This is a genomic window from Desulfolithobacter dissulfuricans, assembly GCF_025998535.1.
Taxonomy (GTDB): Bacteria; Desulfobacterota; Desulfobulbia; order Desulfobulbales; family Desulfobulbaceae; genus Desulfolithobacter; species Desulfolithobacter dissulfuricans.
The window spans coordinates 3,193,380-3,219,204 of record NZ_AP024233.1; the positions used below are offsets into that span (position 1 = coordinate 3,193,380).

Genomic DNA, 25,825 nt, shown 5'->3' on the forward strand with positions numbered 1-25,825 from the left:
CTGTCTTGCCCTCATTCTCCGTACTCTTGTACGGTTTCAATCCACGCCCCCGCGTGGGGGGCGACGCTGAAAAAGAGTTCTCCCGGTCCTGGGAGCCTGAGTTTCAATCCACGCCCCCGCGTGGGGGGCGACTGTCAGCTTTTTCTGGCAGAGCTGACAAGGAGGAAAAGCATTTTTTTGCGAACCTCTCAAACTGCATGGCAACACTCTCTTAGCACATCCGCTCAAAAATAAAAAATATTGCAAATACAGAAAGATAATCAAAATGCGAACCTCTACGGGAAACCATGCCCACTAAGGGTTCGCAGTGCCATAAACATTTTTCAGATAATCCCCTCCTTATATGCTGTTATACCAGCAACAGTCCCTCCTGGTCCACTCCCGGTTTGGCACCCACATGCTCCACCCGCCGCTTCCAGTTGGAACCAAGATAGTAAAAACGCAGGCTGTCGGTCTCCGGATCGATCACATCAACCAACTGCTGGCGCATCACGGTCCATTGGGCCGGATCGACCAGGCATTCGAACACGGAAAACTGCACCCGCTGACCATAGTTCTTGCACACCTTGGCCACCCTGCGCAAACGCCGCCGACCTGCCTTGTCAATGGTTGACACATCATAGCTCACCAACACAAACATAAATACCTCACTGCCAGCAAAACACGGGATAGCCGTCCAGATCGCCCCGGACATGCCGGGCCAGAAGCAGGGCCTGGGTATGGAACAGCAGGCCGATGGGCATCTTTTCCTGCAAAAAGGGGTGGGTCACAACATCCTGCTTGCGCTTTTGATATGCCACCAGCACAGTCTTGCGGGTATCGTCATCCATGAGCACGGCCCCGGTCTCCGTCTGCCGGAAGCCCTTACTTTTGACCTGGCCAAGATTTATCAGGGACAGGGCCAGGCGGTCGGCAAGATAGGGCCTGAATTCTTCCATCAAGTCAAGGGCCAGACCAGGCCTGCCCGGCCGGTCCCGATGCAGAAACCCTACTGCCGTATCAAGCCCGGTGCATTCGAGGGCGGAGCGGACATCATGCATGAGCAGGGTGTACAGAAACGACAACAAACAGTTGACCCGATCAAGGGGTGGCCTACGGCTGCGCTCTTCGAAGAAAAACTCCTTCTTGCGGCTGAGAATCAAGTGGTCGAACACTCGAAAATAGACCATGGCACCCTCCCCTTCGTAGCCCCGCAGCCTGTCGAGCGAAGTGCCGACGCGGACATGCATGAGAATGGACTTCAGGCGGTCCATAGCCTGTTCTACAACAACGGTGTCCACCTTGTCCGGGTGATCACGCACCACTCGATGCAGCACTTTGCGGCTGTTGACAATCTTGCCGATGATCACGGCCCTGGCAATGGCGGCCGACCGCTCCGGATCATCCGCCCAGCGGTACTGCTCCCGGCGCAGCAGGACATTTCCAGAGACCGGGCCCTGAACCCTGGCCAGGAAACGGCCATTTTCGGTCAGAAAACTGATGCAAACATCCCGCTCCGCGCAAAACCCCATGAGAAAAGGGCTGCACGAAACCTGGCCGAAACAGACAATCCCGTCCAGGGTGTGAATGGGAAGCTGCAAGCGTACCTTGCCCCCAACCTTGACAGCCACGGTCTCGCCCTCTTTGGCAAGATAGGCTCCCTGGGTAGTCACAAACAGGGTGTTGAGATGTTTTTTCATCAGTCAGCCATCATCCGCTTGAGATACCGTTCCACCCGGTAAGGCTTTTCCAGGGTTTTCGGCAAACAGAATTCCTTCAAAGAGCAGGAATCGCATTTTTTGTCATACGAGGGTGGCGGGGTTCGGCCCAAGGCGATCAGCTCATGGAGACGGGCCGCTGTTTCTTCGGTCTCGGCCCGCAGGGATGAATCGAACACCACCGGCTGCCGTCGCCGATTCCTGCCATAAAACAGAGCCCCTTCCGGCACCTTGACTCCCAACGCCTCTTCGAGGCAGATCGCCTGGGCACAGAGTTGCACCCGGTCCCAGTTCTCCTTCTTGGGCCGGCCCCGCTTATGCTCCACCGGAAAGGGCAGCCACTCTCCCGACTCCTGCCGGTGAAACTCCACCACATCGGCCTTGCCGACCAGGCCCAGGCGCAGCGAACGCAGCGGCATGGCATACACCGTGCGGACATCGCCCCGGCTCTCGTGGCCGCCGCCATCCACCCGTTCATGCATCAACCGCCCCTGGGCGGTAAAAAGATTCTCCACCCAGAGCTGCTCCACATGAATCAGGGCGCACTGCCGCTCGCAGAAAAGGAGGTGCTGCAGGGCGGAGAGGGGCAGGAGATCGTCTTCAGCAAACATCACTACTCCCCGGTAATCAGATGGGTAATCAGCCGCACCAGGATCTCCTTCTGGCCCGGATCACTGGCCGCGATTAAAAGAGTCAGGGCCACCAGGGCATTATTGGAGAAGCGACGCTGGACTCCCAGACGGTTTTTCCGCAGAAAGAGCAGAAACAAAAAGGCCCCGATACGCTTGTTGCCATCACTGAACGGGTGATCCTTGATGACAAAGTAAAGAAGATGCGCCGCCTTCAGGGCCACACCTGGATAAAGATCGTGACCACCGAAGCTCTGGCCCACAGCACCAAGAATAGCGGCCAGCCCCTCGCCGCGCTCCTGGCCGAACAGGTCGGAGGCCTCGCCCTTGCTCAGCAGCTCGTTCTTGAGCTTGGCAATGGCCGCGCGCGCCTCGTAAGGATCAGGCACCACTGCATTGGCGTCCGGTTCGGCAGGAAGCGCCAGCCGGTCTTCGTCGTACTGCAACAGCAGGTTCCAGGTCGCCGCGTAAGCGGAGACGATCTCCAGCACGGCCCGACCTTCATCGTTTACCAAGCCGTGGGTTTCCAGGGTACTGGACAACAGGGAAAGAACCTCCTGTAACTCACTGGTGCCTTTCTCCGCCAGACGGCGTTCATTCAAGGTGTACCCCTTAACCAGATGATCTTTGAGCACAGAGGTGGCCCAGATGCGGAACCGGGTGCCTCGTTTTGAGTTAACTCGATATCCCACGGATATGATGGCATCAAGGTTGTACCAGTCCACCTGATAGGTTTTACCGTCAGCGGCAGTTGTTGCATTTTTTGCAACAACTGATTCTTTTACAAGTTCGCCCGTTTGGAAGATATTCCGCAAATGACGCGAAATAACCGACTTGTCCCGGCCAAACAGTTCCGCCATCTGGTTCAGAGTCAGCCAGACCGTTTCGTTCCTGAGCCGTACATCAACCAGGGAACTCCCGTCCTCTGCCTGATACAGGATAATCTCGCCCAATTCCGATTGCATGCCGCTTTCCCCTCTGATCGCCTGAAGCCCCTTTATTTTCGTTACCCAAAAAGGTCAGGACGGAACACGCCACTTAGATTATTTCGATCAATTCAACTCCGTCCGGAGCCACTCCCACGGTCACCGAATAATCGGCAAAGGAGCGCGGAGGAGCTTCGCCGCAGGTTTTCTCAACCGTTACCAGATCAAAGAGCTTACTTGCCGGGGCATTTCCGAGTTCGGAATCATGTTTGAAAACGATCAGCTTCCGGGCCGCCATCTCGCCCCGGGCGGCGGAGCGGTCATGATCGAACATGTTTTGCAGGGCGTCCCAAAAAAGTTGCAGGTCTTCTCCGGAAAACCCGGTCTGTTTTGCCAGGGGCGCGGAGATATAGCCGTGGACACGGTAGAGCCCATAGGGAACCGTGAATTTACGGCCCATGGTACGGTTGTCTCCGCCCTGGGACTCGGCCTCACCTTCCGTGGCCACCGCCATTCTGGTTATGCTATGTTCGCCGGTGAATACTCTGTCGATACTGCGACCGAAGGCGAACTGTACCGGTCCGCGAACCTGGCCGCAGTTGACCCCGGTGGACATGACCGCGCCAAAGGTGCGCACATCAAAAAAATTATCACATAACCATTGGCGGGCATCATCATTACTGCCTTTGCCTTTGGACTTCCAGTGCCCTTTCTTGTCCTGTTCAAGTTGATCTTCATGATTCGTGGCCTTGTAGGCCCGCACATGCTGCAAATTGAGAACAGCCTTTTCCTTGATATAAATTTCATAAGGAGGCTGCTCGCCATGTACCAGACCTACATAATTGCGCACCTTGCGCTTCAGGCAGACATCGGTGACCAGGCCGTGACCGGTCTCGGGATCGATACGCGGCAAGTTGCCGGCATCCGGGTCGCCATTGGGGTTGCCGTCTTTCACATCGAAAAGCAGGACAAATTCATAACGGTTTTTGATTGCCTCACTCATGATTATTCTCCTTCCTCGCTGTTTTTACTGGTGTTAAAAAAATCCTGCCTCTGGTGGTAGTAGCCCACCGCAAAACGGCCCTGATCCTCCAGGACAAGGGTGGCCGGTATTCCGGAAGCCGGAATTTTGCCCATCACCTCGCCCATAAGTTTGTCAAGCCACACCGTACTTTTACCTGAATTCCTGATCTTGGCCAGATGGTGAACGGCCAGTTCCTGCAAACGTTTGAAGATCACCAGCGGGCTGCTGGTGGCAGCGCTGAAATAGGTATCGCGTATGGTTTTGTTGAGCCCGGAATGGGCCTGTTCCTGGATGCGCTCCAGCACGGCGAACAAGCGGCCGAGCACATATCCGATATTGTCGTTTGATGTATCCAACATCTTGCCAACCTCCTTTATTTTTGATTTTCGAATTCGAGCTTCCCGAACCAGAAAGGCCTTTATTAACGCCGCACGAACTCGATTTACCTTTTGTTCCGCCTTACAACGGCGGATTGCGCCTGCAAGCAAGGTGCGGGGGTATACAGAGCCATTCAACACCGACCGGGCAACCTCGCCGCCGAGGTTGGGAGGAATGTTGTCAGCTTTTCCTTCCGCAGCCGTAGCAACAAGTAGCTGAAATAGAGAAAGAAACTCCCGGTCATGCGGAGCCCGGATAATATCCGTGTCCTCAAAATGTTGGGCGATCTTCTCTTTCAGGTCACGAACACTGCCCTCGTACCAGAAGCGGATGGCAATCCTGGAAGCGTTGGGAGCAAGGCCGAGTACATAAAATGGCGTCGTGTCCTCTCCAGGAGGGATTCCGGTTCGTACCGCCGAGAGCAGGGAGCGCAATGGACCGTAATCCGGTTCCCGGCCCTTGTCGGGTTCTCCAAGAAACAGGGAAAAATCATCTTCAAATTCATGTTGCTCCCGGGCCCAAAAGACCGTACTGGCATCCCCCACCTGAATTCGCTGTCTGGATCCTTTTGCCAAAAGGGTGTTTAATGCGGTGGTGTAGGCAAAGGTGGTTTTCTGCCCAACCGGTGCATTCAATCCTTTTTTCTTGCCGAAGGATCGGAAAGCGTCCAGGTTGAACGAGACAATGTTAGCCCCGGACGATTGAGCTCCCCATACCCCTTTTATAGATGGGTGCAACTCTGCCGGGATGTCTGCCTTGCCGGTAATAGAACACGGTTGTCCGGTTTCGCCCTTATCTTCAATTTCTCCAAGATGCTTCATAACCTGTGGCCGTTGTGGAACCAGACAGGTATCTCCCTCCAGCATGAAGGTGATATTGGCTTTTGTCTCCAGAATTTCTGGCCAGAGCTCATGGCCAAAAACCGGGGTGAAGTCTTTTGCCTGCAAAAATTTTCTTACCGCGCTGATTCCTTCATCATCTATATCATTAGGGAAAGTATCCGCGATTCTCTTCAGGAATTGCTCCTGGGAGTCCGCCGCCCTCTTTCGGTCTTTCTCCTTATCGCTTTTGGGAATGCCAAAGACATATTGGGGGGTATCCCATAGAAGATTGGCCTTGACCCCGGATGTCTTTTTTTCTCCTTGCGGGACAATGAAATCACGAGCTGTTTTTTTCTTGCCTTCCCCGGTCCGGGTGTCACGAATGTTGATAAATCGGCCATCTTTATCAAGTACAATAAGATACGGTATGGGTTTTCTCTCAAAGCCGGGAGGGGCCACACCGCTATCTGGATCATTGAGCAGCCGTTCGTAATACTCCGCCAATGCCTTCAAAATCATGACCGCACCTCCACATTTCGGAGATCCACCCGCCCGTGTTGCATGACAGCATGGAAAAACCGGGGCATGGGCTCCTTGCCGGTGTAATCCATGTCATACAACATCCAGCCGAGATCGCGGCTGTCCGGGATAGGTGCGGGGGGCTCGGCATCCCTGGGCAGAAATGCAAAGTCCACCGGGAATTCACGGCAGCCAAAATAGGGGCGGTGAAAACATTGCCCCCTGGAGGCCCGGCGAATAAACATCTGCTCAAATTTCGTGACATTATCATCAGACCCGGCCTTGTCGGTCATCTCGAAATCAGCATGGATGACATAGGCCACATCCCGCAAAAACAATCCGGCCCGCTGCTGGCGTTCCTTTTCCACGTACAGTCCGAGATTGCCGTTGCCCCTGTTCATGGCTGTCTGCACATTGCGGGCAGAGATCACCGCGCCCACCTCGTTACGGCGCACCGATTCCCAGCGGACAGGCTTCAACACATCAATCTGGAGGATCTTCCAGGCAATGGCCGGTTTCCATAAAATGGCTTCCAGAATTCCACGGGCCGCCGATGGGGTCATTATATCGTAACTCACCCGTTCCACTTTCATTTCCGGCCGGGTAAAACAGGCATTAGCGCCGCTCACCTTCAGCCGGAAAGGACTGCTTCTGCTCATAGACACCTCCTCTAAATCATGAATTGTTCCGGATCGATCTCCGTGTCCTCATCCGGGGGACGAAGCCGTACCTCTTGTCATACAGGGTGTTGTCAAGCAGGTAGAGACCGGGATAACCGATCTCCCTCACATATTCCCTGGCCGCCAGCGGCGCTAATAATTTTTGGGGAATACCTACAGAGTATCGGCCAAGCCGACGCAGCAGCATTCTCTGGTTCCAGGGTTCAGAGGTTAACCGTCCCAAGAGTTCGACCGCCTCGTCCCAGGGGGCAAGCACACTCACCTGCCAATCATCATCAATCAACCGGAACCGCTCGGCCGCTGTCCGATAGTAATAGTTCATTCTTCCGGCAAAGAGCGGCATAATACCCTTCCGGTCGAGGGCCTGTTCCCCCAGCAGCCAAAAACGCTGGCGGAAATAATTTTCGTAATTACCGGGAGAAAGCAAATTGTCAGGGCTATCCTTCAGGATTTCGGAAGCAATCCCGGCCGGCACTCGAACATAACCGGGCTGCTTTTCCGGCATAAAAACAACGGTCCGGCCAGAAGCGAGTTTCCCCTCCCGGTTGCAGCGGCCCGCCGCCTGGGCGATGGAATCCAGCCCGGACAGAGCCCGGTAAACCACTGGAAAATCGAGATCTACTCCCGCTTCCACCAGCGAGGTGCTGATCACCTTTATCCCTTCGCCGTCATTCAATCTCGTTCGGATATCATCCATGACCCCGAGACGATGGGCGGCGCACATATTGGTGGAAAGGTGCAGGGTGATGCCTTCCGGTAATAAACGGGCCAGATCGCGGGCGTCATCCCTGCGGTTGACGATACAGAGAAGCGCCTTTTTCTCGGCCTGTAGATCTTCTGCCAGTTCCGGAAGCGAAACCGGTGAAAACCCTTTCTCATGGATAACGACCTCTACCCGCTTCAGTCTGGCTGCCAGCTCATCCGGGTTGTCAACAATTTCCTGCGGCGGACTATCAAATCCCTCTCTGAACCTGAAATCGAAGGATTCTGTTTTGTTCAGCACCGGCTGGGTTGCGGTGCACAAGAGTGGCGTGACCCGGTAGTGCTTTTGCAGTTCACGGATAGCAAAGACCACCGGCCTCAGGTATTCAGGGGGCAGGCATTGGGCCTCGTCAAAAATAACTACCGAGTTTGCGATATTGTGCAGTTTCCGGCAACGGCTGGTGCGACAGGCATACAGAGACTCAAAAAACTGTACAGAGGTGGTGACAATGATGGGCGCATTCCAGTTTTCCGCAGACAGCCGGCTGCGGGCCGTCTCCCGGTCCTCGCCGGTTTCGGCAATATTGCAGTGATGTTCCACCACCGCCTTTTCAAAGCCGGGGATTTTGCCAAAAACTTTCGCGGTCTGTTCTATGATGCTGGTATAGGGGATCACATAGATGATTCTGCTTTTTTCATACTTGACTGCGTGACGTAGGGCAAAGGCCAATGACGCCAGGGTTTTGCCCCCGCCGGTGGGAACAGTCAAGGAAAATACAGACGGCTCTTGCTCGGCAACTTCACGGCACCGGGCCAGAATTTCCGCCCGAATGGTGTTGACCGGCGTCTGTCTGGCCTTTTTGCAAAGTAGATCCATATATGCGTCAAAATCTTCCAGTAAATCACCAGGCCCTGGATAGTCTTCTTTGCGTAACGCCGCCCTGGCCTGATCCATGAAGGCCTCGGTGTCAAGGAAATCAGCATCCACCAGGCAGGAGAAGAGCATCCGGATAAAGAAGGATGGGTCGGCGCCGTTTTGCAGTTTTTCAGGGGGAGGCGGTAAGGCCTGCGTCCTTATCCATTCCGGAATATTGGCCAATGTTTTTACCGAGCGGTCGGTGGCTGACATTTTGGGTGACAAGGCCTTGGCGCCAACGTATTCCGGTTCGTAATCGGTCAGCCCGGCGTGATGGCCCATAATGAGCCAGGAAAGCACCCGGTCAGCCCCCTTCCAGCCGTTAAGCGTAGCCAGATGACCACCCGCCTCAGAGTGAACAACCTTGCCCGGTTGGGTTTCGATATGACATTCAATGCCGTTGGCGTCATACAGCCTCTTCTGAAAACCATCCGAATACTTGCCCAGGTCATGCCAGAGCCCGGCCAGATACGCCCAGTCCTCTCCTCCGAACGGGCGGGCGAAGTCTGCCGCCATCTCAGCGACATTTTTCAAATGTTTGGAAAGCTCCTGCCAATTTCCCGGAGATTTGCCTTCCAGACTGTGAGCATAATATTTCATCTTTCAAATCCCCATACCGGCGAGCAGCGGTGAGGTGGCAACAGCCTTGCGGACCTCTCGCCGAAAAGCGGAATAGCGACTGAAGACCTGGTAATAGTATCCATGCAGCAGTTCCTTTGCCTCCTGCTTCGCTCCCTGCGCCACAAGCATCTCGGCCATGGCTTCCAGGGTGCAGGCAGCCCGGTTGTAGGCGTTGCGGTTTGTGCCAGCAGAATCTACACGTATTTCTTCTGTTTTCTTCCCTTGACACTCCCACCCTACCCCACCCACAGTCTCATATAGTGAGCACCCCCCTGATTTTTTCATTTTTTCTCAAATCGAATTATACGCAGAGAGGATGGTCTTTTATATAGGTATATTTACCTATTTTGAGGCAAATAATGACGATTTTTCATTGGATTGGCCTAAACAGACGGTTTGCAAATCAGGAAACGGGGCTTATATTGAATGAAAAATGTTTTCTGATTACCACCGAACCTCAGCTTGAAGAAGAGACACCATCACCTGCGTGCCACGGAGCCGGGCAGCTATAAAAACCGCCCGGACTTCTCGTTCCTCCGCTCCCGCGGTACCCTGATGTATCTGGCAGGAATGGCCCATGGTTCGCAAGGCCCGCAGACAACCACTGCCAAAACCAGTTGCTCCGACACCTGTTAGGGCGTCACCCCGCAGAGCGGGGCATGGCCTGCCGGCCACTTCGTCGGCTACCCGGTCACCTGCGTGACACCGCGGAGGTAAAATGAGAAGGCTGATTCCCCGCGAGCTGTGTTATAAACACGCTCAAGAATAACCGCAGTCGAATGCTGCACAACCTGGGAGAACCAGCCATGCACAATGTAACAATCGGAATGGACCTTGGCGATAAAAATCATGTTATCTGTATTGTTGATCATGCAGGCCGAATCGTGCGTCGAGATACGGTTACTAATACCAGAGAGGCGTTGAGTGAGTTTTTCTCACCCCATAAAGGGGCAACTGTTGCCCTTGAAGCCGGTACCCATTCGGCCTGGATCAGCAGGCTGTTATCCAGGCTGGGCTGCCATGTTTTGGTTGGCAACCCTCGTAAATTACGCGCCATCTGGGACAGCAACGATAAATCAGATACCAGAGACGCTGAAATGCTGGCCCGCATAGCCCGGATGGATCCTGATCTGCTCTATCCGGTCAACCACAGGGGCGAACAGGCCCAGATTGATCTGGAGATATTGCAGGCCAGGGATGTCCTGGTGAGGAACCGCTCCAGCCTGATCAACCATGTTCGTGGCAGTGTCAAGGCGCTGGGATATCGCCTGCCGGGATGCAGCGCAGACAGTTTTCACCGGCAGGCAGATGAACATCTTCCTGAAGACTTACGTGGCGCTCTGGAGCCTGTATTGACAATTATCGGCCAGATTACGTCCCAGATCAAAGAATTTGACAGGGAAATAGAGCGTATCAGTGCGGAGCGATACCCGGAGACCGAATTATTGCGGGCCATAAAAGGAGTTGGTCCTCTGACGGCCCTGGCCTTTCTATTAATCGTGGAAGACCCGGCACGATTTGGCAAAAGTAGACAGGTTGGATGTTTTCTTGGCCTGACTCCCCGCCGCGACCAGTCAGGAGAAACCGACAGGCAGCTTCGGATAACCAAAGCGGGCAACCCCTATCTGCGGAGGTTACTGGTCGGTTCGGCCCAGTACATCCTGGGACCTTTTGGAGAGGATTGCAATTTACGAAGATTTGGTCTTCGCCTGGCAGCCAGGGGAGGTAAAAACGCAAAGCGTCGTGCCGTGGTTGCCGTAGCCAGAAAACTGGCGGTACTCATGCATCGCCTCTGGCAGCACGGTGAGATATATGACCCTTTTTACAAACCGCAATCTCGCCCCCTGGCAAAGGCTGCGTAGAAAACCCGGTTGAACCAGAGAGTGAACAAAGGGAAAAAAGGATGTTTTTCCTTCTGTTTCCAAAGGCAGTTGAGAGTTTTTAATATCTCCCTCAAAAAAACGTCCCGTCCGGAAGACTGCGTGACACCGCTCGGTCCGTCATCAGCCAGTGACATATTCAAAGACCGCCGCGGAGGTTGCAGCTTCCACGACGGATTGTACGATGCATCGAGCTTATGGCTGAGCTCTTTATATGAATGCGAATGGAAGCCTGACGTTACAGGGATTTATAAAAAAAATGGTTCGCCACGTCGAACTTTTCTTGACAAGCCTTCTCATGGAAGCGGTGATCACGAGTTTTTCTCCAGGTAGAGAGAAAAAGCGATGTTATCCCTCGGATGGGTGAGAGCTGAGCTTTGGTGATAATCAGAAAATGTTTTGATAGCGCAATGCACATATAAGAGGGAGGAACAATAAATGAAAAAGAAACTAAAGAACAAGAAGGTGACCGCCCGGGACTGGGGCGTGGTGGCCCTGATCAACCGGGCTGGCGGCAAGGGGCGTCACCGGTCAAAGAAACACCGGCCCAGATGCACTGAAAAAGTGGCGCTTAAAAAAAGCCTCATGCGAAACGATTCGCATGGGGCTTTTTTCATGTTTTCTTCAAATTAACGAATCAAACTCCTGCCGGATTGATACCTCACCTCGACAATGGGCAACTCCCAGCAGGTTCCGTAACATTTTTCCCTGAAGGCCGGGTCTGCAACATCGTCGAGATAGCGGCGGACCATTGCAACCACCTGCATGGAATGGATGGTGGCGAGCCTTGATTGCCAGCGGGCCTGACCCTTTTTTGACAGCCTGGCAATCGGGACGTTCTGGTTGTTTTTCAGGACTATCAATCCGTTTTCCCTGCAACAACTGATCAGGTCACCGGTTTCCAGTCCACTGACGGCCATGCGTACAGGATGATTTTCCCTGCGAATACCGGCAAAATCGAGAAAGAGGTCCTTCATTCCCAGCAAATCCACCATGTCCCATGGGGGCGGGGTTCCTGTCTTGCTGCCTGACACCTCACGCTCAATAAAACAGTCGCCGTGCAATCCGTGCAGATGGGGATGTCGATGGCCCTGGACCTGAAAAAGGCTCAGGCTGACACGTGCTCTGGTCATCCCGACATAGAAGAGTCTTCGTTCCTCCTCCAGCGTTTCTGGCTTCCCTCCGGGCCAGTTTGTACCAAGCAGCAGAACATGCTCAAACTCCAGGCCCTTGACAGAGTGAACCGTGGAGAGAAAGACGCCCGAACCGAGACTTCTGCTCCGGGCCTGCTCCCCAAGCCCTTCATAAAGATACTCCTCAATCCTGGAAACAGCCAGATTCACATCGCCGGCCTCCTGCTTCAGGTCGTGCAGCAGTCGGCGCAGGTTGGCCTGCCAGAAGTTGTCTTCCGCTTCCCTGTCGGGCAGGAAAGAAAAAAGCTCCTGAACCCGCAGACTCCTGTTCCGGTTTTCCCGCAGGAACTCCAGCAGTTGTGCATTTTCCCTGATTCGGCTCAAACGTGGAAAGGAACTCCCGCCTCCCCAGTTGACATCAACAGGAATCCTGGCCGCCTCCAACGCGGCCCGGACCGGTGACAGACTGCGCCAGTCGCGTGCCAGCACAGCGCACCCGGACCAGTCAAACCCATCACCAAGGGTTCTCAGCCGCTGCAGTTCCTCAACCACTGCGCTCCCCTGGATCTCTTCTCCCTTGACCTTGAGTATCTGCACTCTGCCACGGGCAAGGGGATCACGATCTGCCAACTGCCCGCCCGGAGGCAGCATGGCACGGGCTTCGTTTACCCGGATCGGGTGGTCGCTCTTCATTCTGTCGCGATTCTTCTCTATAAGCAGGTTTGCAGCATTGATGATATGACCGGTGGAACGAAAGTTTTCAGTGAGATGATAGACCGTTGCCTGATAGTCCTCCCTGAACCTGCGGATAAACTCAATATTGGCCCCGCGAAACCGGTAGATGTTCTGGTCATCGTCGCCCACTGCCAGAATCGACATCTTCTGATCCTGCTCATCCAGACTCTTGCCGACAAGCAGGGAAATCAGTTCGTATTGATCCGCGTCAATATCCTGGTACTCGTCAACCAGCAGATGGCTGAATCGTCCTACCAGAACATCCCGCTCCATCCCTTCCTGAAAGCCAAGCGACACCTTATCTCCCCTGAGCAGACGATTGGCATCCCGGATCAGTTCCGCAAAATCAATATCCTCCCCTCTCTCCTTTTCCGCAACCGCAAGAGAGCGGCCGGTCAGCCTCAGAGCCAGCCCGTGGAAGGTCAACGTCGTCACCCGTGACATCTCATCCCCCACAAGGTCACGCAGCCTGCTGCGCAGATCAACCACAGCCGCCCGGTTAAAGCAGAGTACGAGTATCGATGTCGGTCGAACCCGCTCAACCCGCAGAAGCCAGGCTACCCTGTGGATGACCACCCTGGTCTTGCCGGCTCCCGGTCCGGCCAGAACCAGCATGTTCTGCCCTGCCGGCGCAGAAACAATTTTCTGCTGATGCCTGTTACGCAGGGAAACCACCAGTTTTTCCCATGACTGCTCACTTGTGGCCCGTAAAATGGACTGCTTTCTACCAGGGAAAAACCGTTGGAGAAAGCTCTCCCTGTCGTCATTGAAATATGAGGCCACCAGCCGCATGGCAGAACTGATTTTCAGCAGTGCCTGGCGGGCATACTCGTTCATCACATGGATCTGGAAATTCTGCTCTTTGTAATGCGTCTCAAGCGGTTCAAAATCCTTTTTGAGATAGCGCCGTGACCTTGCCTCCGGGTGAAGGTGGATGGTCATGGCCTGGCGAAAAACAGCCAACCCCTGCTGCAGATCAATAACCCGATGCTCATGCATGAAGGTCAGAGCCCGTTCCGCGGCGGCCAGAGGATTTTTCAGCAGCGGCAGCAGGGTCAGATCCGCCTTCAACCCCTCGATAACCCGCTCCAGGGTAAAGGTGACCATGAGGGTGGCACTGGGCTTCTGATCTTTTCCAACAGCCTGCAATATGACCTCCAGCGCCACCCGGGCAGACTGCTGACGGATATGCATGGTTGTTTTGATATCCTCCCAGGTTCGAAGCAGGGAAACCGCATAGCAGTTCCCCTGGATTTTTTTAACTTTCAGCGAGCCCTTCTGCCCCGCAAGCCCTCGTCCATCCCTGCTCAGACCGTAGAGCAAATGTTGCAGTACCTCGGGATTGGAAGCCGTACTTCCCCGATCGATCAACTTCTGATTCACCTGACGAAGATCAAGCTCCAGATGCTGTTCAACTTCCGCATCCCAGGCCTCTTTGCTGAGAAGATCGACAAAGTCCCGCTCCAGTGCGCAGAGGGTCTCCAACTGCTTTTCCGCGCTGTTTTTCACCTTGTAACGCAGCCAGGCCGAAAGCGTGGTTTCCTTGGTGAGCAGTCCCTGTTCAGCCATGTCGTGCAGGGTTTTCAACACCCTCTGGCTTTCGGTTTCATCCCCTGGTTCATCCTTGTCCCTTGCAAACGCAGAATAACCAGCCAGCTCATCGGCGCTGAAACTTTCATCCTGCCTGTCTTGCTGCATCAGCTCCCTGAGGATGACAAGCCACCGCTCCTGCTGCCGTCTGGAAAGCCCCAGGTCCGCAATCTTTTTTTGAGCCTCTGCAAGATCTTTCACCAGGGGCCTGCCCTGGAAGACCCTGGTGTAGTTCTCGTTGCGCTCAAGAAAACCCGCACGTTCAAGCCAGGCCAGCGCTGTCCGTACCCGGGTTTCGGGATCTGTTTTTTCCATCTCATCAAGTTCAACCACCTGCTGGCGAATGATGTCTCCAGCGGTCATCACCACCTCACTGGTGCCTCTTGCGGCATAGCGAATCCCACGCAGGATCTGGCTGATATCCTTTCGGGCGAGGCGGGAAAAACAGGAGAGCTGAAACTGTTTTTCAATATCCTGCTCGTCAAAGACCAGCACACATTCCGCCTGCTGCAGGTCCCGTCCTGCACGGCCCGCCTCCTGGAGATAGTTTTCAAGCGATCCCGGGATATCGGCGTGGATCACCAGCCGCACATCCTCCTTGTCGATTCCCATGCCAAAGGCATTGGTGGCACAGATGATCGGTAATTCCCCGCTGATAAAAGCCTCCTGCAGACGCTTTTTTACCGGGACCTCGAGTCCGGCATGAAAGGGTTCCACCGTATAGCCCTGGTCTGCCAGAAACTCAGCCATGAGTTCGGTGTTTTTCCTGGTGGCACAGTAGATGACAACGCTGCCCCTGCCCTCTTCATATCGCTCCTGCAGCAGACTGAGAATGGTACGGTTTTTTTCACTGGTCTCCGCGCTTATCACCTGGTAGCTGAGATTGGTCCGTTCATGGCCGCCTTCAAAAAGCTTTACCTTTTTTCCAAGCTCTGACTGGATAAGGTCAACGATTTCCCGGCGGACATCCTTCTTGGCCGTGGCTGTGAAACACTGTACCGGAGGAATTGCCGCCTGCGCCTCCTCTGCCCGTTCCCGAATAAACCGGATGGCGTAGAGATAATCCGGCCGGAAATCGTGGCCCCATTTGGAAAGGCAATGCGCCTCGTCAAATACCCAGGCGCCGATCTCGCGCTGGCGGACCGTGGAAAGAAAGGAAGGGTTGCGCAACTGTTCCGGCGAGACGTAGAGGATACCGATATCACCAAGCCGCACCGCCTCGATGACTTCCGCCCGCTCCACCGGGGTCAACATGCCGTAAAGCGCGGCAGCCAGCCTGGTTCCTGTCTGCCGGCAGAAGTTATCGACCTGATCCTTCATCAGGGCCTGCAGGGGCGAGATGACAATGGTCAGTTGATTACACCGCCTGTAGCGCATTATTGCCGGCAGCAGGTAACAAAGCGACTTGCCGCCACCGGTCGGCAGGACGGCAAACATGGTCCTGTTGCCGGCCGCAGCCCGGACAATTTCCCCCTGCAGGCTTTCCCCGGTCTCTGTTGCCGGATGTGGACGAAAGGACGGAAAACCATAGTATCGTTCCAGGGCGGCCTGCGGATCGAAATGCCCGCTGCAGTAAGAACAGGCCGGATCCCTGCAGTCCACATCCCGCAATCTGCGTAGCACTGTCGTAATCTGCGGAAAACGGCGTCTCACCCAGGGCGGCAGGATGGAGTTGCCGTCCGCAACCGACAACCAGGCACTGACATAGGCATAGAGAACAGGCTCCCCAACCCCGTCGTGAAGTTCATCCACCAGTTGCTGCGCGGCTGTCCTGCAGCCATGCTTGCCGGCAAACCAGCCAAAGGCCTCAAAAAGATCTGCACCGGTCAGGAGAGGAATCCCCATGGCCGCAAGCGATTCACCAGTACCTCGAAACTGCCTGCTCTGCTCCAGAAAGCCGCGAGAGTGAACAACCGATTCATCACCGGCTGCAAACCGCTCCACCAGCGCCTGCCACTGCTCACAGAAGATGCGTCCGGCAAGACGGGCGTCATGTTCAGGATTACTCATGCTGTCCCGGACAATTTGATAATCCTTCACCAGTCGATGGTAGGGGTTTGCCGGATAGGCAAGGGGGGAGAGAACAAGGGTATCGATGGCCGGTTTTTTCAGTAGCAGAAGATCGGGGGCAATTGCCTTGAGGCGGGGGATATCATGGTCGATGATATTGTGACCGAGCAGAAACCTGGCATCCGAAGCAAACCCGGAGAGTTCTTCAAGCGTTTCAGGGGTGATCCTCTTGCCTGGTCTGCAGAGGAAAACCTCATCTCCCAATATGCCGGCCAAAGCATAGATCACCCCATGCTCGTTGACTTCAATATCAAGGAGCAGGCAGCTCTTGAGAAAATCCTGACAGGGATTGTTCACCATCTCAAACCGGTACGGCTGTTCAGATACACATAACTCTCTTGCCATATACCACAACAATCCGGAAATTTGAGGCATTTTTCATGCAATCTGCCCGGAACTCCCGGCCAATACCGCGCTGATGCTGCTGGCTGTGGCCTGTTCACTCCTTGACCGGCAGGCAGGTTGCACGACTGGCGAAGGATTTCGAAAACCAGAGCGGATTTACCGAACAGCTCTACCGGGTGCACACCACCGCCAAACGAAGGAAGATTACCTGAGCCTTCACAGATTTTGTCAGTGGTGAGCAATCGCCCCATGCGAAACGATTCGCATGGGGCGATTTTCATGTCTCCTGGACCAGGGCCAGCAGGCAGGCGCCTATGGTGAGCAGCAGGGCGGTTACCCGGCCCTGGATCAGGCGGAACCTGGTGTCCTGCAGGAGATCGGCCAGCCACTCGCCCAGGCATGCGTAGAGGAACAGGGCCGTCCCGTTGAGAACCATGAATGTCGTGCCAAGGAGCAGGCACTGGGCGGTGGTGTTGTGGTGATCATCCAGAAAGATGGGAAAGAGCACCGAGAAAAAGATGATCGCCTTGGGGTTGGTGAACGAGGTGAGAAAGCCCTGGCGGTACCGGGCCAGGGCAGTGTCGTGGCGGTCTTCCTGCCGCAGCTTGAGCGGTGTATCCTGTTTCCAGAGCCGGATGGCCAGGAGGAGGATATAACCGACCCCTACCCACTTGACCGCGTGAAACAGCAAAGGCGCGTTTTTCAGCAGCAGGCCCAGGCCCAGCGAGGCCAGCAGGATCTGGATGCTGTTGGCGCTGACATTGCCGGCAATGGTCTGGAGCGCCTTCAGGCGTCCATAGCGGATGCCGTGCGACAGGGCCAGCAGCACCGACGGTCCCGGAGTCAGCACCAGGAGCGTGACCGTGGCAACGAAGATGGGCCAGTTTTCCATATCTTCCACCCGGCCGGTGGTCAGGCCCGCTGCCGGTAATACTGCGGGTTGACAAAGGAACCGACCAGGAACAGCCCGGCCAGAAATCCGCCGATATGGGCCCAGAAGGCCACCCCGCCGCCGGCGGCGGCCAGGGCCGGCAACCCGCCGAGCAACTGGATCAGAAACCAGTAACCAAGCATGGCAATAGCCGGCACCTCGAAGGTGGTGATAAAAAAGCCCAGGAAAACAAGGGTGTGTACCCGGGCGTGAGGGTAGAGCCTGGCATACCCGCCCATTACCCCGCCGATGGCCCCGGAGGCCCCACCATGGGCAGAATCGACGAGGGCTGGGTCATGGTCTGGGCGGCCGCAGCGGCAAGGCCGCAGACGAGATAGAAGGCGAGGAAACGGACCGGGCCCATGGCGTCTTCCACATTATCGCCAAAGACCCAGAGAAACCACATGTTGCCGATCAGGTGGAACCAGCCGCCGTGCATGAACATGTGGGTGAGGATGGTATAGAAGCCTCCCTGGCCCTGGATCACGCAGTACAGGTCCCGACCGACCTGAACATGGGTTCCCGGCGGCACAAGCCCCAGAACCTTACCGGGGATCAGGCCGAAATAGCACAGCGAGCGGGCCAGAGCCTGGTGCGCGCCAAAGCCCTGGAGAAACATCCACGAGGCCACGCAGGCGACGATGATGCTGATGGTCGCCACCGGCGTTCGGACCGTCGGGTTGACGTCATGGAGAGGAAACATGGCCTACGGCACCAGCCGCACCGCGCCCTTGTCGGCCGAGGCGGCAAAATGGGCATAGGCGCGCAGGGCCGGAGACACGGTCCGCTCACGGTCCGGAGTAAAGGCTGCCTCGCCTTTGGCCTCCTCTTCGGCCCGCCGGCGGGCCAGTTCGTCCTCGGAGATCATCAGGTTGATGGTCCGCTCCGGGATGTTTATATCCACGGGATCACCGTTGCGAACCAGGCCGATGGCCCCTCCCCCGGCCGCCTCGGGCGAGACATGGCCGATGGACAGGCCCGAGGTGCCGCCGGAGAACCGGCCGTCGGTGACCAGGGCGCATTCGGCGCCCAGGTGCATGGATTTCAGGTAGGAGGTGGGGTAGAGCATCTCCTGCATGCCTGGTCCGCCCCGGGGCCCTTCATAGAGAATGAACACCACGTCCCCGGCCTTGATCTCGCCGCCGAGGATGCCCTCGCAGGCGTCCTCCTGGGAATGATAGACCCGGGCCGTACCCTTGAAGTGAAGAATGGAGGGATCAACGCCGGCGGTCTTGACGATACAGCCGTCAACGGCGATGTTGCCGTAGAGCACGGCCAGCCCGCCATCCCTTGAATAGCTGTGCTCCAGATCCCGGATACAGCCAGCGACCCGGTCCCGGTCCAGTTCGTCGTACATGGTGTCCTGCGAACCCATGACCAGGTTGCGGCCCTTGCCTGCCGGGGCCGAGCGGTACAGTTCAATGGCCTCGTCGGTCACGGTGTCGCGCATGATATCAAACCTGTCCAGGGCCTCGGCCAGGGAGAGCCCGTCGGCCCGGGAGACCGAGGTGTCCACCAGCCCGGCCCGGTCCAGCTCGCCGAGGATGCCCAGGATGCCACCGGCCCGGTTGACGTCTTCCACGTGGTAATGGGAGCTGGGCGCCACCTTGCACAGGTTGGGCACCTTGCGGGAAAGGGCGTCGATATCCGCCATGGTGAAATCCACCCCGGCCTCGTTGGCAATGGCCAGGATATGCAGCACCGTGTTGGTGGACCCGCCCATGGCGATGTCGAGCGCCATGGCGTTCATGAACGAGGCCCGGGTGGCGATGGAGCGCGGCAGAACCGAGGCGTCCTCGTTATCGTACCAGGCCTCGCACATGGCCACGATCCTGCGGGCCGCCTTTTCAAACAGACCAAGCCGGTTGCGATGGGTGGCCACCACAGTGCCGTTGCCTGGCAGGGCCAGGCCCAGGGCCTCGTTGAGGCAGTTCATGGAGTTGGCCGTGAACATGCCCGAGCACGAACCGCAAGTGGGGCAGGCCGAGCGCTCGATGACCGCGATCTCCTCATCGGATACCGAGGCATCTCCGGCCATGACCATGGCATCCACCAGGTCCAGGGCCCTGTCGCCGGCATGACCGGCCTCCATGGGCCCGCCCGAGACGAAGATAGCCGGAATATTGAGCCGCATGGCTGCCATGAGCATACCCGGGGTGATCTTGTCGCAGTTGGAGATGCAGACCATACCATCCACCTTGTGGGCGTTGCACATGTACTCCACACTGTCGGCGATCAGCTCCCGCGACGGCAGGGAATAGAGCATGCCGTCGTGGCCCATGGCGATGCCGTCGTCAATGGCGATGGTGTTGAACTCGGCCGCGAAGCAGCCCTGCTCCTCGATATATTTCTTGACCTGCTGGCCGATCTCGTGCAGGTGCACGTGGCCGGGCACCATCTGGGTAAACGAGTTGACCACCGCGATGACCGGCCGGCCGATCTGTTCTTCTGTCATGCCGTTTGCCCGCCACAGTGCCCGGGCACCGGCCATGCGCCGGCCCTGGGTGGTTACGGCGCTGCGAAGTGGAATAGCCATGGTGTAAACTTCTCCTTAACTTAAAATCACTCTTTCGATTTTTTCCTTGTATTTTACCCTGTCCACGCGATAGTACCTAATCAGGGTGCTTTGTCAATTTTTCCCTGAACCCGTGACGGAAAATTATTTCTGATATCTATGAGACAGCAGGAAATCAATTACTGGATCACCGCCATGATGCAGACCCACGGCCGGGTCTCTGACCTGAACATCACCGTGGGCCGCCCTCTCCAGGTGGAAAGCGACGGGGTGCTGGTGCCGGTGGACGTGGAACCGCCGGTCACCGAACTGACCCCGTTCCAGGCCGAGGTCTTCGCCCTCAACCTCATCGGCGGCAACCGCCGCCTGCTGCGTGACCTGGTCACCAAGGGCTCCTGCGACCTTTCCTACTCCCTGGAAGACACGGCCCGTTTCCGGGTCAACATCTTCACCCAGAAGGGCTTTTTCACCTCGGTACTGCGGAAGCTGGAAACCAAGATACCCTCCATCACCGGCTTTGACTTTCCCGAGGCCTTTGAGAAAATGGCCCGGGAAAAAAACGGCCTCATCCTCTTTACCGGTGCCACCGGTACCGGCAAGACAACCTCCATGGCCGCCATCCTCAACCGCATCAACGAGGAGCGGGCCATCCATGTGGTCACCCTGGAAGACCCGATCGAATACATCCATCCCCACAAGAAGGCTACCTTCAACCAGCGGGAAATGGGCGATGACTTCGACACCTTTGCCGGCGGCCTGCGGGCCGCGCTCCGCCAGGCGCCCAAGGTGATCCTGGTGGGCGAGATCCGTGACCGGGAGACCCTGGAAATAGCCCTGACCGCGGCCGAGACCGGGCACGTGGTCTTCTCCACCCTGCACACCATCGATGCCGGCCAGACCATCAACCGGATTCTCGGCATGTTTGAAAAGGATGAGCAGCCCCAGATCCGCAACCGGCTGGTGGATACCATCCGCTGGATCGTCAGCCAGCGGCTGCCGCCCCGGATCGGCGGCGGCCGGATCGCGGCTCTGGAGATCCTCTGCACCTCGCTGCGGATCAAGGATCTCATCCTCAACGGCGAGACCGAGGAAAAAACCTTCTACAACGTGCTCAAGGAAGGCTCGGCCCACAACATGCGCACCTTTGACCAGCACCTGCTGGAACTCTACGAGCAGGGGCTGATCACCGAGGAATCGGCCATTGCCTACTGTTCGCATCGCAGCGAAATCAAGCGCGGCCTCGATACGATCAAGGCGGCCCGGGGCGAAAAGACCTCGGACATCGAAGGACTGGCCGTGGAACAGGAAGAGAAGGACCCCTTCGGCTGGTCTTGACCGTAACCGCCCACAGAGAAAAAGAACCCGCAGAGCCCTATGATATCATCCTGCCCCCACTGCCAGACAAAACTGCAGTTCACCGAGGCCCAGAAGGCCAAACTGCAGCATGCACTGGCCCGGCTGGAACCGGGAAAAAACCTGAGCATAAAATGTCCCAACTGCCACCAGGCCATCAGGCTTGGCCGGGAACACACCACCGACAAAGGCGACCGCGGCCTGCGGCCGCCGCCACCGCCTGACATCAACTGGCTCAAAGATGGCCGCTTTGAAACCGACGACAAGATTCAGGACGTGCCCATGGCCCTGATCATGCACCCGGATCCAGCGGTGAGCGAAAAACTGAAGACCGCCATGGAGTCGGTGGGATACCAGGTCATGATTGCCGAATCCGTTGCCAACGCCCGCGAACGGATGCAGTTTGTCAACTTTGCCTGCGTGGTCCTGCACAGCCGCTTCGAGGGAAGCAGCCTGGACGAGTCCACCTTTCACCAGTTCATGCGCAAGATGGCCATGGATCGCCGGCGCTATGTCTTCTATATACTCATGGGGCCGGAATTTCACTCCCTCTACGACCTCCAGGCCCTGTCCTGCAGCGCCAACCTCGTGGTCAACGATCAGGACCTCAAATACTTCGACACCATTCTGCGCAAAGCCATTCCGGACTACGAAGAACTCTTCGGCCCCCTGCTGGAAGAACTTGGTGCCCATGGCAAACGCTGATCTGCCAACCGGGATCAGGTTGCGCCTGCCTGAAAAATCATGCAAAAAAAGACAGTTTTTCAACAGGAAACAGTTGTTTTTCGAAAACAACTTTGGTAATAGAGGGTTTTTACACCTGAACTGAGTGTTTCACTGGGCCCGTAGTGGAAAAAAATAAATCATTTTAAATGGTTTTCTTTCCAGACCGGCGTAGTCAGGCGAAACCCTTCGGGATTTTCATATTGGTCCGGCCCGCCCTGCCTGTGACCGCCTCCTGAAGGATGGACCGCCAGGGGAATTCACCGGGCTCGATACACCCCGGGACGACCTGAAAAACAACTGAGTGCAGGCAAACAGTACTGCCCATGGGGGGCAGTATTTTTATTTAACTTTTTACCCGATAATCTCAAACGGCTGGCATGTGCCGGTCAACAGAGGAAGTGCAACCCATGACTGAAAATGGAACTCAGCCCGCCATGGCGGCAGAAGAAAATGGCACCGAGGAGATGAGCTTTGCTGAACTCTTCGAGCAGGAAGACAACAACACGGTTATCAAGGTAGGCGAGGTAGCCATCGGTACGGTCGTTGACATCAACAACGATGCCGTACTCATCGATGTGGGGGATAAGGCGGAAAGCTACATCCCGCTTTCAGAATTCCGCCACGAAGATCCGGACCGGGAAATCAAGATTGGCGACCAGTTCGAGGTATTCATTGAAAAACGCAAGGAAGAGGGCGGCCTGCAGCTCTCCCGTGAAAAAGCCATTGCCATTAAAGTCTGGGAAAAGATAGCAAAAATCCAGGAAGAAGACGGCACCATCGAGGGCCGTATCGAGAACCGGGTCAAGGGCGGCATGTCCGTCGACATCGGAGTTCCGGCCTTCCTTCCCTATTCGCAGATCGACCTGCGGCCGGTCAAGGACCTGGACAGCCTCATCGGCAAGACCTTCGAGTTCAAGATCCTCAAGTTCAACCGCAAACGCAACAACGTGGTTATCTCCCGCCGTGCCATTCTCGAAGAGAAGCGGGCCAAGCTGCGCGAGAAGATGCGTTCCACCCTGGAAGAAGGCCAGACAATCCGCGGCGCCATCACCAACATCACCGACTACGGTCTGTTCATCGACCTCGGCGGCATGGACGGCCTGTGTCATATCACCGACCTCTCCTGGGGCCGGGTATCGCATCCGTCCAAGCTCTATAACGTGGGCGACGAGATCGAGGTCAAGATCCTCAAGTATGACAAGGAAAACGACCGTGTTTCCCTGGGTGTCAAGCAGCTCAAGTCCGATCCGTGGGAGCGGGTACCGGAAGAGTATGCCGTCGGCTCCCGGGTCAAGGGCAAGGTGGTTTCCATCACCGATTACGGTGTATTCGTGGAACTCGAGGAAGGTGTCGAGGGACTGGTCCACATCTCCGAGATGAGCTGGTCCAAGAAGCCGCGCCATCCCTCCAAGATGGTCACCGTGGGTGACGAGATCGAGGTTCAGGTACTCAAGGTCGAGGCCGAGACCAAGCGTATCTCTCTGGGCATGAAGCAACTGCAGCCCAACCCGTGGGATGTGGTCGAGGAGAACTATCCGGTCGGCTCCATCATCGAGGGCAAGATCAAGAACATCACCGATTTCGGTATTTTCATCGGCATTGAGGAAGGCATCGACGGCCTGATTCACGTCTCTGACCTCTCCTGGACCGAGCGGATCAAGCATCCGTCCGAGAAATATGCCAAGGGTGAGACCATCCAGGCGGTTGTCCTGAAGATCGACAAGGAAAACGAGCGTTTCTCGCTTGGTGTCAAGCAGCTGCAGCCGGATCCATGGCAGGCGGCCCTCAGCAACTACCCCACCGGCTCCACGGTGGAAGGCACGATCACCAATGTCACTGATTTTGGTGTGTTTGTGCAGCTTGAGGAAGGGATCGAAGGACTGGTGCATGTCTCCGAGATCAGCCGCGAGAAGGTCAAGACCCCCGTGGGCATGTTCAATGTCGGTGACCCTCTCAAGGCGATGGTCATCAATGTATCGCCCGAGGACCGCAAGATAGGCCTGTCCATCAAGGCGCTCGAGCAGAAGGATGAAACCGGTTCCATGCCTTCGGAATACGAGCCCAAGGAGACCGCCGGCCCCTCCACCTTTGGCGACCTGCTGAAAAAAGCGGCTGCCGGGGGACAGGACGACGAATCAAACAAATAAGATCAAACTGTAACGTATTGAATTATAAGGGTATTTGGTTTGCAACCAGTACCCTTTTCCCATTTTGCCAGGACAGGGCCCTCTCTGTGCCCCTGTCCTGGATTTGAAAGAGGTAGAGTAACAATGCTTAAACGGGAACTGGTTAATGAAGTTGCTGAGCAGCTGGGCGGATACTACAAACAGGATATCGCCCGGGCAGTGGACATCATCCTGGAAGAGATATCCCAGGCGCTGGTTGATGGACGTCGGGTGGAAATCCGTGGTTTTGGCAGTTTTTCCGTCCGGACACGCAAGCCGCGCACAACCAAGAATCCGAAGACGGGTAAGATGATGAATATTCCTGCCCGCAAAACACTCCATTTCACCATGAGTAAATCACTCAAGGAAGTGCTTATCGAGGAGTAATCGCAGGAAACCAGGTCTTGGCCGGGGCTGCAGAGGTGGCCCCGGCTTTTTTTATTTCTGATTACCACTGAAATTCAGCCACCATTGAATGAAGGTGTCGGGGCTTGCTTGTTGCACGGGTGTCTGTGGCCTGGATGGCCACAGTCAAGCCCCCAGGGACGGGTTTATGGCGTCCCGTGAAACAAGCGAGGCCCGACACCGGTTTCAATGCTGAAGATTGATGGTAATCACATTTTTTATTTTGCTTTTCACTGTCCGCAGCGAAAAGCACGGGGGACCGGGCGGAAGCTACAGGAATACGGAGATGTCGCCCTTGCCCTCACGCAGGATCTCGGGCTGGTCGTCGACGAGGGAAACAACGGTGGAGGGGTTGGGAAAGACTTCGCCGCCGTCGATTATGAGGTCCACCTGGGAGCCGAATCGGTCGGCCACATCATAGGCATCGATCACCGGCTCTTCATCGTCTTCGCGCATGGCCGAGGTGTTGAGAACCGGGTTCCCCAGGGCCTCGACGATGGCCAGACATATGGGGTTGTCCGGCACCCTGATACCAACGGTCTTCTGCTTGGTCAGCATGATTTTCGGCACCAGCTTGGTGCCGGGCAGGACAAAGGTGTACGGACCGGGCAGGTTCTTGCGCATCAGCCGGTAGGCCGTATTGCCCACATGGCTGTACCTGGCGATGTCCTTGAGGTCCGGACACATGAAGGAAAAGGGCTTGTGCTTGGGTCGCTTCTTGATCTGATAGACCCGCTTGACCGCCTTCTGATTGAAAATATCGCAGCCGATACCGTACATGGTATCGGTGGGATAACAGATGACTCCGCCTCTCTTGAGGACATCGACAACCTGGGCAATGAGCCGGGGCTGTGGATTGTATGGATTTATTTCGAGTAATGAAGCCATAGAAGAAAGATGCGGATGAACCCCGGCAGCCGGTGATGTGGTCGCCGGACCGGACGAAGCGTTCTGATTTTACTGCAGGATCAAATAAAGCAGGAATCTCCCGCCAGTGCCAGAGATATTTTTTATAACCCCGTTTTCTTTTACCGCGTAACATGCTACACTGCGCGATAGGAATA

19 protein-coding genes, 1 pseudogene and 1 CRISPR repeat array (1 of these 21 running past the window's edge) are annotated in these 25,825 nt (G+C 56.0%); of the genes and pseudogenes, 6 read left to right on the forward strand and 14 right to left on the reverse strand.

What is annotated here, in order from left to right:
- Positions 1–132: direct repeats of the CRISPR family, unit length 32 nt; unit sequence GTTTCAATCCACGCCCCCGCGTGGGGGGCGAC; it begins 648 nt to the left of the window's first position.
- A gap of 217 nt (positions 133–349) precedes the next feature.
- From cas2 to GF1_RS14315, 9 genes are all read right to left on the reverse strand, one after another.
- Entirely contained in the window at positions 350–640 is a 291-nt protein-coding gene (cas2, locus tag GF1_RS14275) for a CRISPR-associated endonuclease Cas2 (RefSeq protein ID WP_267927224.1), read from the reverse strand.
- A 7-nt stretch (positions 641–647) separates the two neighbouring features.
- Positions 648–1,679: a type I-C CRISPR-associated endonuclease Cas1c gene (cas1c, locus tag GF1_RS14280; protein WP_267927225.1), complete on the reverse strand. Its 1,032-nt coding sequence runs from the start codon at positions 1,677–1,679 to the stop codon at positions 648–650.
- Positions 1,679–2,308, reverse strand: a complete 630-nt coding sequence (gene cas4, locus GF1_RS14285) for a CRISPR-associated protein Cas4 (protein ID WP_267927226.1) — start codon at positions 2,306–2,308, stop codon at positions 1,679–1,681. The genes cas1c and cas4 overlap by 1 nt, the downstream gene beginning before the upstream one ends.
- Before the next feature lie 2 nt (positions 2,309–2,310).
- Positions 2,311–3,186: a virulence RhuM family protein/type II toxin-antitoxin system death-on-curing family toxin gene (locus GF1_RS14290; RefSeq protein WP_267927227.1), complete on the reverse strand. Its 876-nt coding sequence runs from the start codon at positions 3,184–3,186 to the stop codon at positions 2,311–2,313.
- 178 nt (positions 3,187–3,364) lie between these two features.
- Complete coding sequence (gene cas7c / locus GF1_RS14295) at positions 3,365–4,255, reverse strand: type I-C CRISPR-associated protein Cas7/Csd2 (RefSeq protein WP_267927228.1); 891 nt, start codon at positions 4,253–4,255, stop codon at positions 3,365–3,367.
- Between the two features lie 2 nt (positions 4,256–4,257).
- Positions 4,258–5,994 (reverse strand): type I-C CRISPR-associated protein Cas8c/Csd1, encoded by a 1,737-nt coding sequence (gene cas8c / locus GF1_RS14300; protein ID WP_267927229.1) that lies wholly within the window; start codon positions 5,992–5,994, stop codon positions 4,258–4,260.
- Complete coding sequence (gene cas5c, locus GF1_RS14305; RefSeq protein WP_267927230.1) at positions 5,991–6,653, reverse strand: type I-C CRISPR-associated protein Cas5c; 663 nt, start codon at positions 6,651–6,653, stop codon at positions 5,991–5,993. Before cas5c ends, cas8c begins: the two co-directional genes overlap by 4 nt.
- 16 nt (positions 6,654–6,669) lie before the next feature.
- Positions 6,670–8,826: a CRISPR-associated endonuclease Cas3'' gene (locus GF1_RS14310; RefSeq protein WP_267927231.1), complete on the reverse strand. Its 2,157-nt coding sequence runs from the start codon at positions 8,824–8,826 to the stop codon at positions 6,670–6,672.
- A 69-nt stretch (positions 8,827–8,895) separates the two neighbouring features.
- The gene (locus GF1_RS14315; protein WP_267927232.1) at positions 8,896–9,051 is read right to left on the reverse strand and encodes a hypothetical protein; all 156 of its coding nucleotides are present in this window, start codon (positions 9,049–9,051) and stop codon (positions 8,896–8,898) included.
- 668 nt (positions 9,052–9,719) lie between these two features.
- Between GF1_RS14315 and GF1_RS14320 the strand changes: the two genes are divergently transcribed.
- Positions 9,720–10,775, forward strand: coding sequence for an IS110 family RNA-guided transposase (locus GF1_RS14320; RefSeq protein WP_267926464.1), 1,056 nt, complete (start codon positions 9,720–9,722; stop codon positions 10,773–10,775).
- A gap of 456 nt (positions 10,776–11,231) precedes the next feature.
- Positions 11,232–11,426: a hypothetical protein gene (locus GF1_RS14325; RefSeq protein ID WP_267927233.1), complete on the forward strand. Its 195-nt coding sequence runs from the start codon at positions 11,232–11,234 to the stop codon at positions 11,424–11,426.
- On the opposite strand, the gene GF1_RS14330 is transcribed toward GF1_RS14325, so the two are convergent.
- From GF1_RS14330 to ilvD, 4 genes and pseudogenes are all read right to left on the reverse strand, one after another.
- Positions 11,423–16,666: a RecQ family ATP-dependent DNA helicase gene (locus GF1_RS14330; RefSeq protein WP_267927234.1), complete on the reverse strand. Its 5,244-nt coding sequence runs from the start codon at positions 16,664–16,666 to the stop codon at positions 11,423–11,425. The two genes, GF1_RS14325 and GF1_RS14330, sit on opposite strands and share 4 nt — an antisense overlap.
- Positions 16,667–16,943: 277 nt before the next feature.
- The gene (locus GF1_RS14335) at positions 16,944–17,558 is read right to left on the reverse strand and encodes a LysE family translocator (protein WP_267927235.1); all 615 of its coding nucleotides are present in this window, start codon (positions 17,556–17,558) and stop codon (positions 16,944–16,946) included.
- A gap of 20 nt (positions 17,559–17,578) precedes the next feature.
- A pseudogene (locus GF1_RS16540) lies at positions 17,579–18,300 on the reverse strand (rhomboid family intramembrane serine protease).
- Between the two features lie 3 nt (positions 18,301–18,303).
- Positions 18,304–20,133 carry a dihydroxy-acid dehydratase gene (gene ilvD / locus GF1_RS14350; protein ID WP_326491564.1) on the reverse strand — a complete coding sequence of 610 codons (1,830 nt, stop codon included), beginning with the start codon at positions 20,131–20,133 and terminating at the stop codon, positions 18,304–18,306.
- A gap of 138 nt (positions 20,134–20,271) precedes the next feature.
- Between ilvD and GF1_RS14355 the strand changes: the two genes are divergently transcribed.
- The 4 genes from GF1_RS14355 (at position 20,272) to GF1_RS14370 (ending at position 24,743) form a co-directional block, all read left to right on the forward strand.
- On the forward strand, positions 20,272–21,447 hold the full coding sequence (locus GF1_RS14355) for a type IV pilus twitching motility protein PilT (RefSeq protein ID WP_267927238.1): 1,176 nt from the start codon (positions 20,272–20,274) through the stop codon (positions 21,445–21,447).
- A 39-nt stretch (positions 21,448–21,486) separates the two neighbouring features.
- Positions 21,487–22,170, forward strand: a complete 684-nt coding sequence (locus GF1_RS14360; RefSeq protein ID WP_267927239.1) for a hypothetical protein — start codon at positions 21,487–21,489, stop codon at positions 22,168–22,170.
- 398 nt (positions 22,171–22,568) lie between these two features.
- Entirely contained in the window at positions 22,569–24,338 is a 1,770-nt protein-coding gene (locus GF1_RS14365) for a 30S ribosomal protein S1 (RefSeq protein ID WP_326491565.1), read from the forward strand.
- Between the two features lie 123 nt (positions 24,339–24,461).
- Entirely contained in the window at positions 24,462–24,743 is a 282-nt protein-coding gene (locus GF1_RS14370) for an HU family DNA-binding protein (RefSeq protein WP_267927241.1), read from the forward strand.
- 288 nt (positions 24,744–25,031) lie between these two features.
- Here GF1_RS14370 and GF1_RS14375 read toward each other — a convergent pair whose 3' ends face one another.
- Positions 25,032–25,649, reverse strand: coding sequence for an L-threonylcarbamoyladenylate synthase (locus GF1_RS14375; RefSeq protein ID WP_267927242.1), 618 nt, complete (start codon positions 25,647–25,649; stop codon positions 25,032–25,034).
- Positions 25,650–25,825 lie beyond the last annotated feature (176 nt).

What these genes read in the sequence shown, in the direction of transcription:
- cas2 (WP_267927224.1), bottom strand. Translation starts at nt 640, where the DNA reads ATGTTTGTGTTGGTGAGCTATGATGTGTCAACCATTGACAAGGCAGGT.
- cas1c (WP_267927225.1), bottom strand. Translation starts at nt 1,679, where the DNA reads ATGAAAAAACATCTCAACACCCTGTTTGTGACTACCCAGGGAGCCTAT.
- cas4 (WP_267927226.1), bottom strand. Translation starts at nt 2,308, where the DNA reads ATGTTTGCTGAAGACGATCTCCTGCCCCTCTCCGCCCTGCAGCACCTC.
- GF1_RS14290 (WP_267927227.1), bottom strand. Translation starts at nt 3,186, where the DNA reads ATGGCGGAACTGTTTGGCCGGGACAAGTCGGTTATTTCGCGTCATTTG.
- cas7c (WP_267927228.1), bottom strand. Translation starts at nt 4,255, where the DNA reads ATGAGTGAGGCAATCAAAAACCGTTATGAATTTGTCCTGCTTTTCGAT.
- cas8c (WP_267927229.1), bottom strand. Translation starts at nt 5,994, where the DNA reads ATGATTTTGAAGGCATTGGCGGAGTATTACGAACGGCTGCTCAATGAT.
- cas5c (WP_267927230.1), bottom strand. Translation starts at nt 6,653, where the DNA reads ATGAGCAGAAGCAGTCCTTTCCGGCTGAAGGTGAGCGGCGCTAATGCC.
- GF1_RS14315 (WP_267927232.1), bottom strand. Translation starts at nt 9,051, where the DNA reads ATGGCCGAGATGCTTGTGGCGCAGGGAGCGAAGCAGGAGGCAAAGGAA.
- GF1_RS14320 (WP_267926464.1), top strand. Translation starts at nt 9,720, where the DNA reads ATGCACAATGTAACAATCGGAATGGACCTTGGCGATAAAAATCATGTT.
- GF1_RS14325 (WP_267927233.1), top strand. Translation starts at nt 11,232, where the DNA reads ATGAAAAAGAAACTAAAGAACAAGAAGGTGACCGCCCGGGACTGGGGC.
- GF1_RS14330 (WP_267927234.1), bottom strand. Translation starts at nt 16,666, where the DNA reads ATGGCAAGAGAGTTATGTGTATCTGAACAGCCGTACCGGTTTGAGATG.
- GF1_RS14335 (WP_267927235.1), bottom strand. Translation starts at nt 17,558, where the DNA reads ATGGAAAACTGGCCCATCTTCGTTGCCACGGTCACGCTCCTGGTGCTG.
- ilvD (WP_326491564.1), bottom strand. Translation starts at nt 20,133, where the DNA reads ATGGCTATTCCACTTCGCAGCGCCGTAACCACCCAGGGCCGGCGCATG.
- GF1_RS14355 (WP_267927238.1), top strand. Translation starts at nt 20,272, where the DNA reads ATGAGACAGCAGGAAATCAATTACTGGATCACCGCCATGATGCAGACC.
- GF1_RS14360 (WP_267927239.1), top strand. Translation starts at nt 21,487, where the DNA reads ATGATATCATCCTGCCCCCACTGCCAGACAAAACTGCAGTTCACCGAG.
- GF1_RS14365 (WP_326491565.1), top strand. Translation starts at nt 22,569, where the DNA reads ATGTGCCGGTCAACAGAGGAAGTGCAACCCATGACTGAAAATGGAACT.
- GF1_RS14370 (WP_267927241.1), top strand. Translation starts at nt 24,462, where the DNA reads ATGCTTAAACGGGAACTGGTTAATGAAGTTGCTGAGCAGCTGGGCGGA.
- GF1_RS14375 (WP_267927242.1), bottom strand. Translation starts at nt 25,649, where the DNA reads ATGGCTTCATTACTCGAAATAAATCCATACAATCCACAGCCCCGGCTC.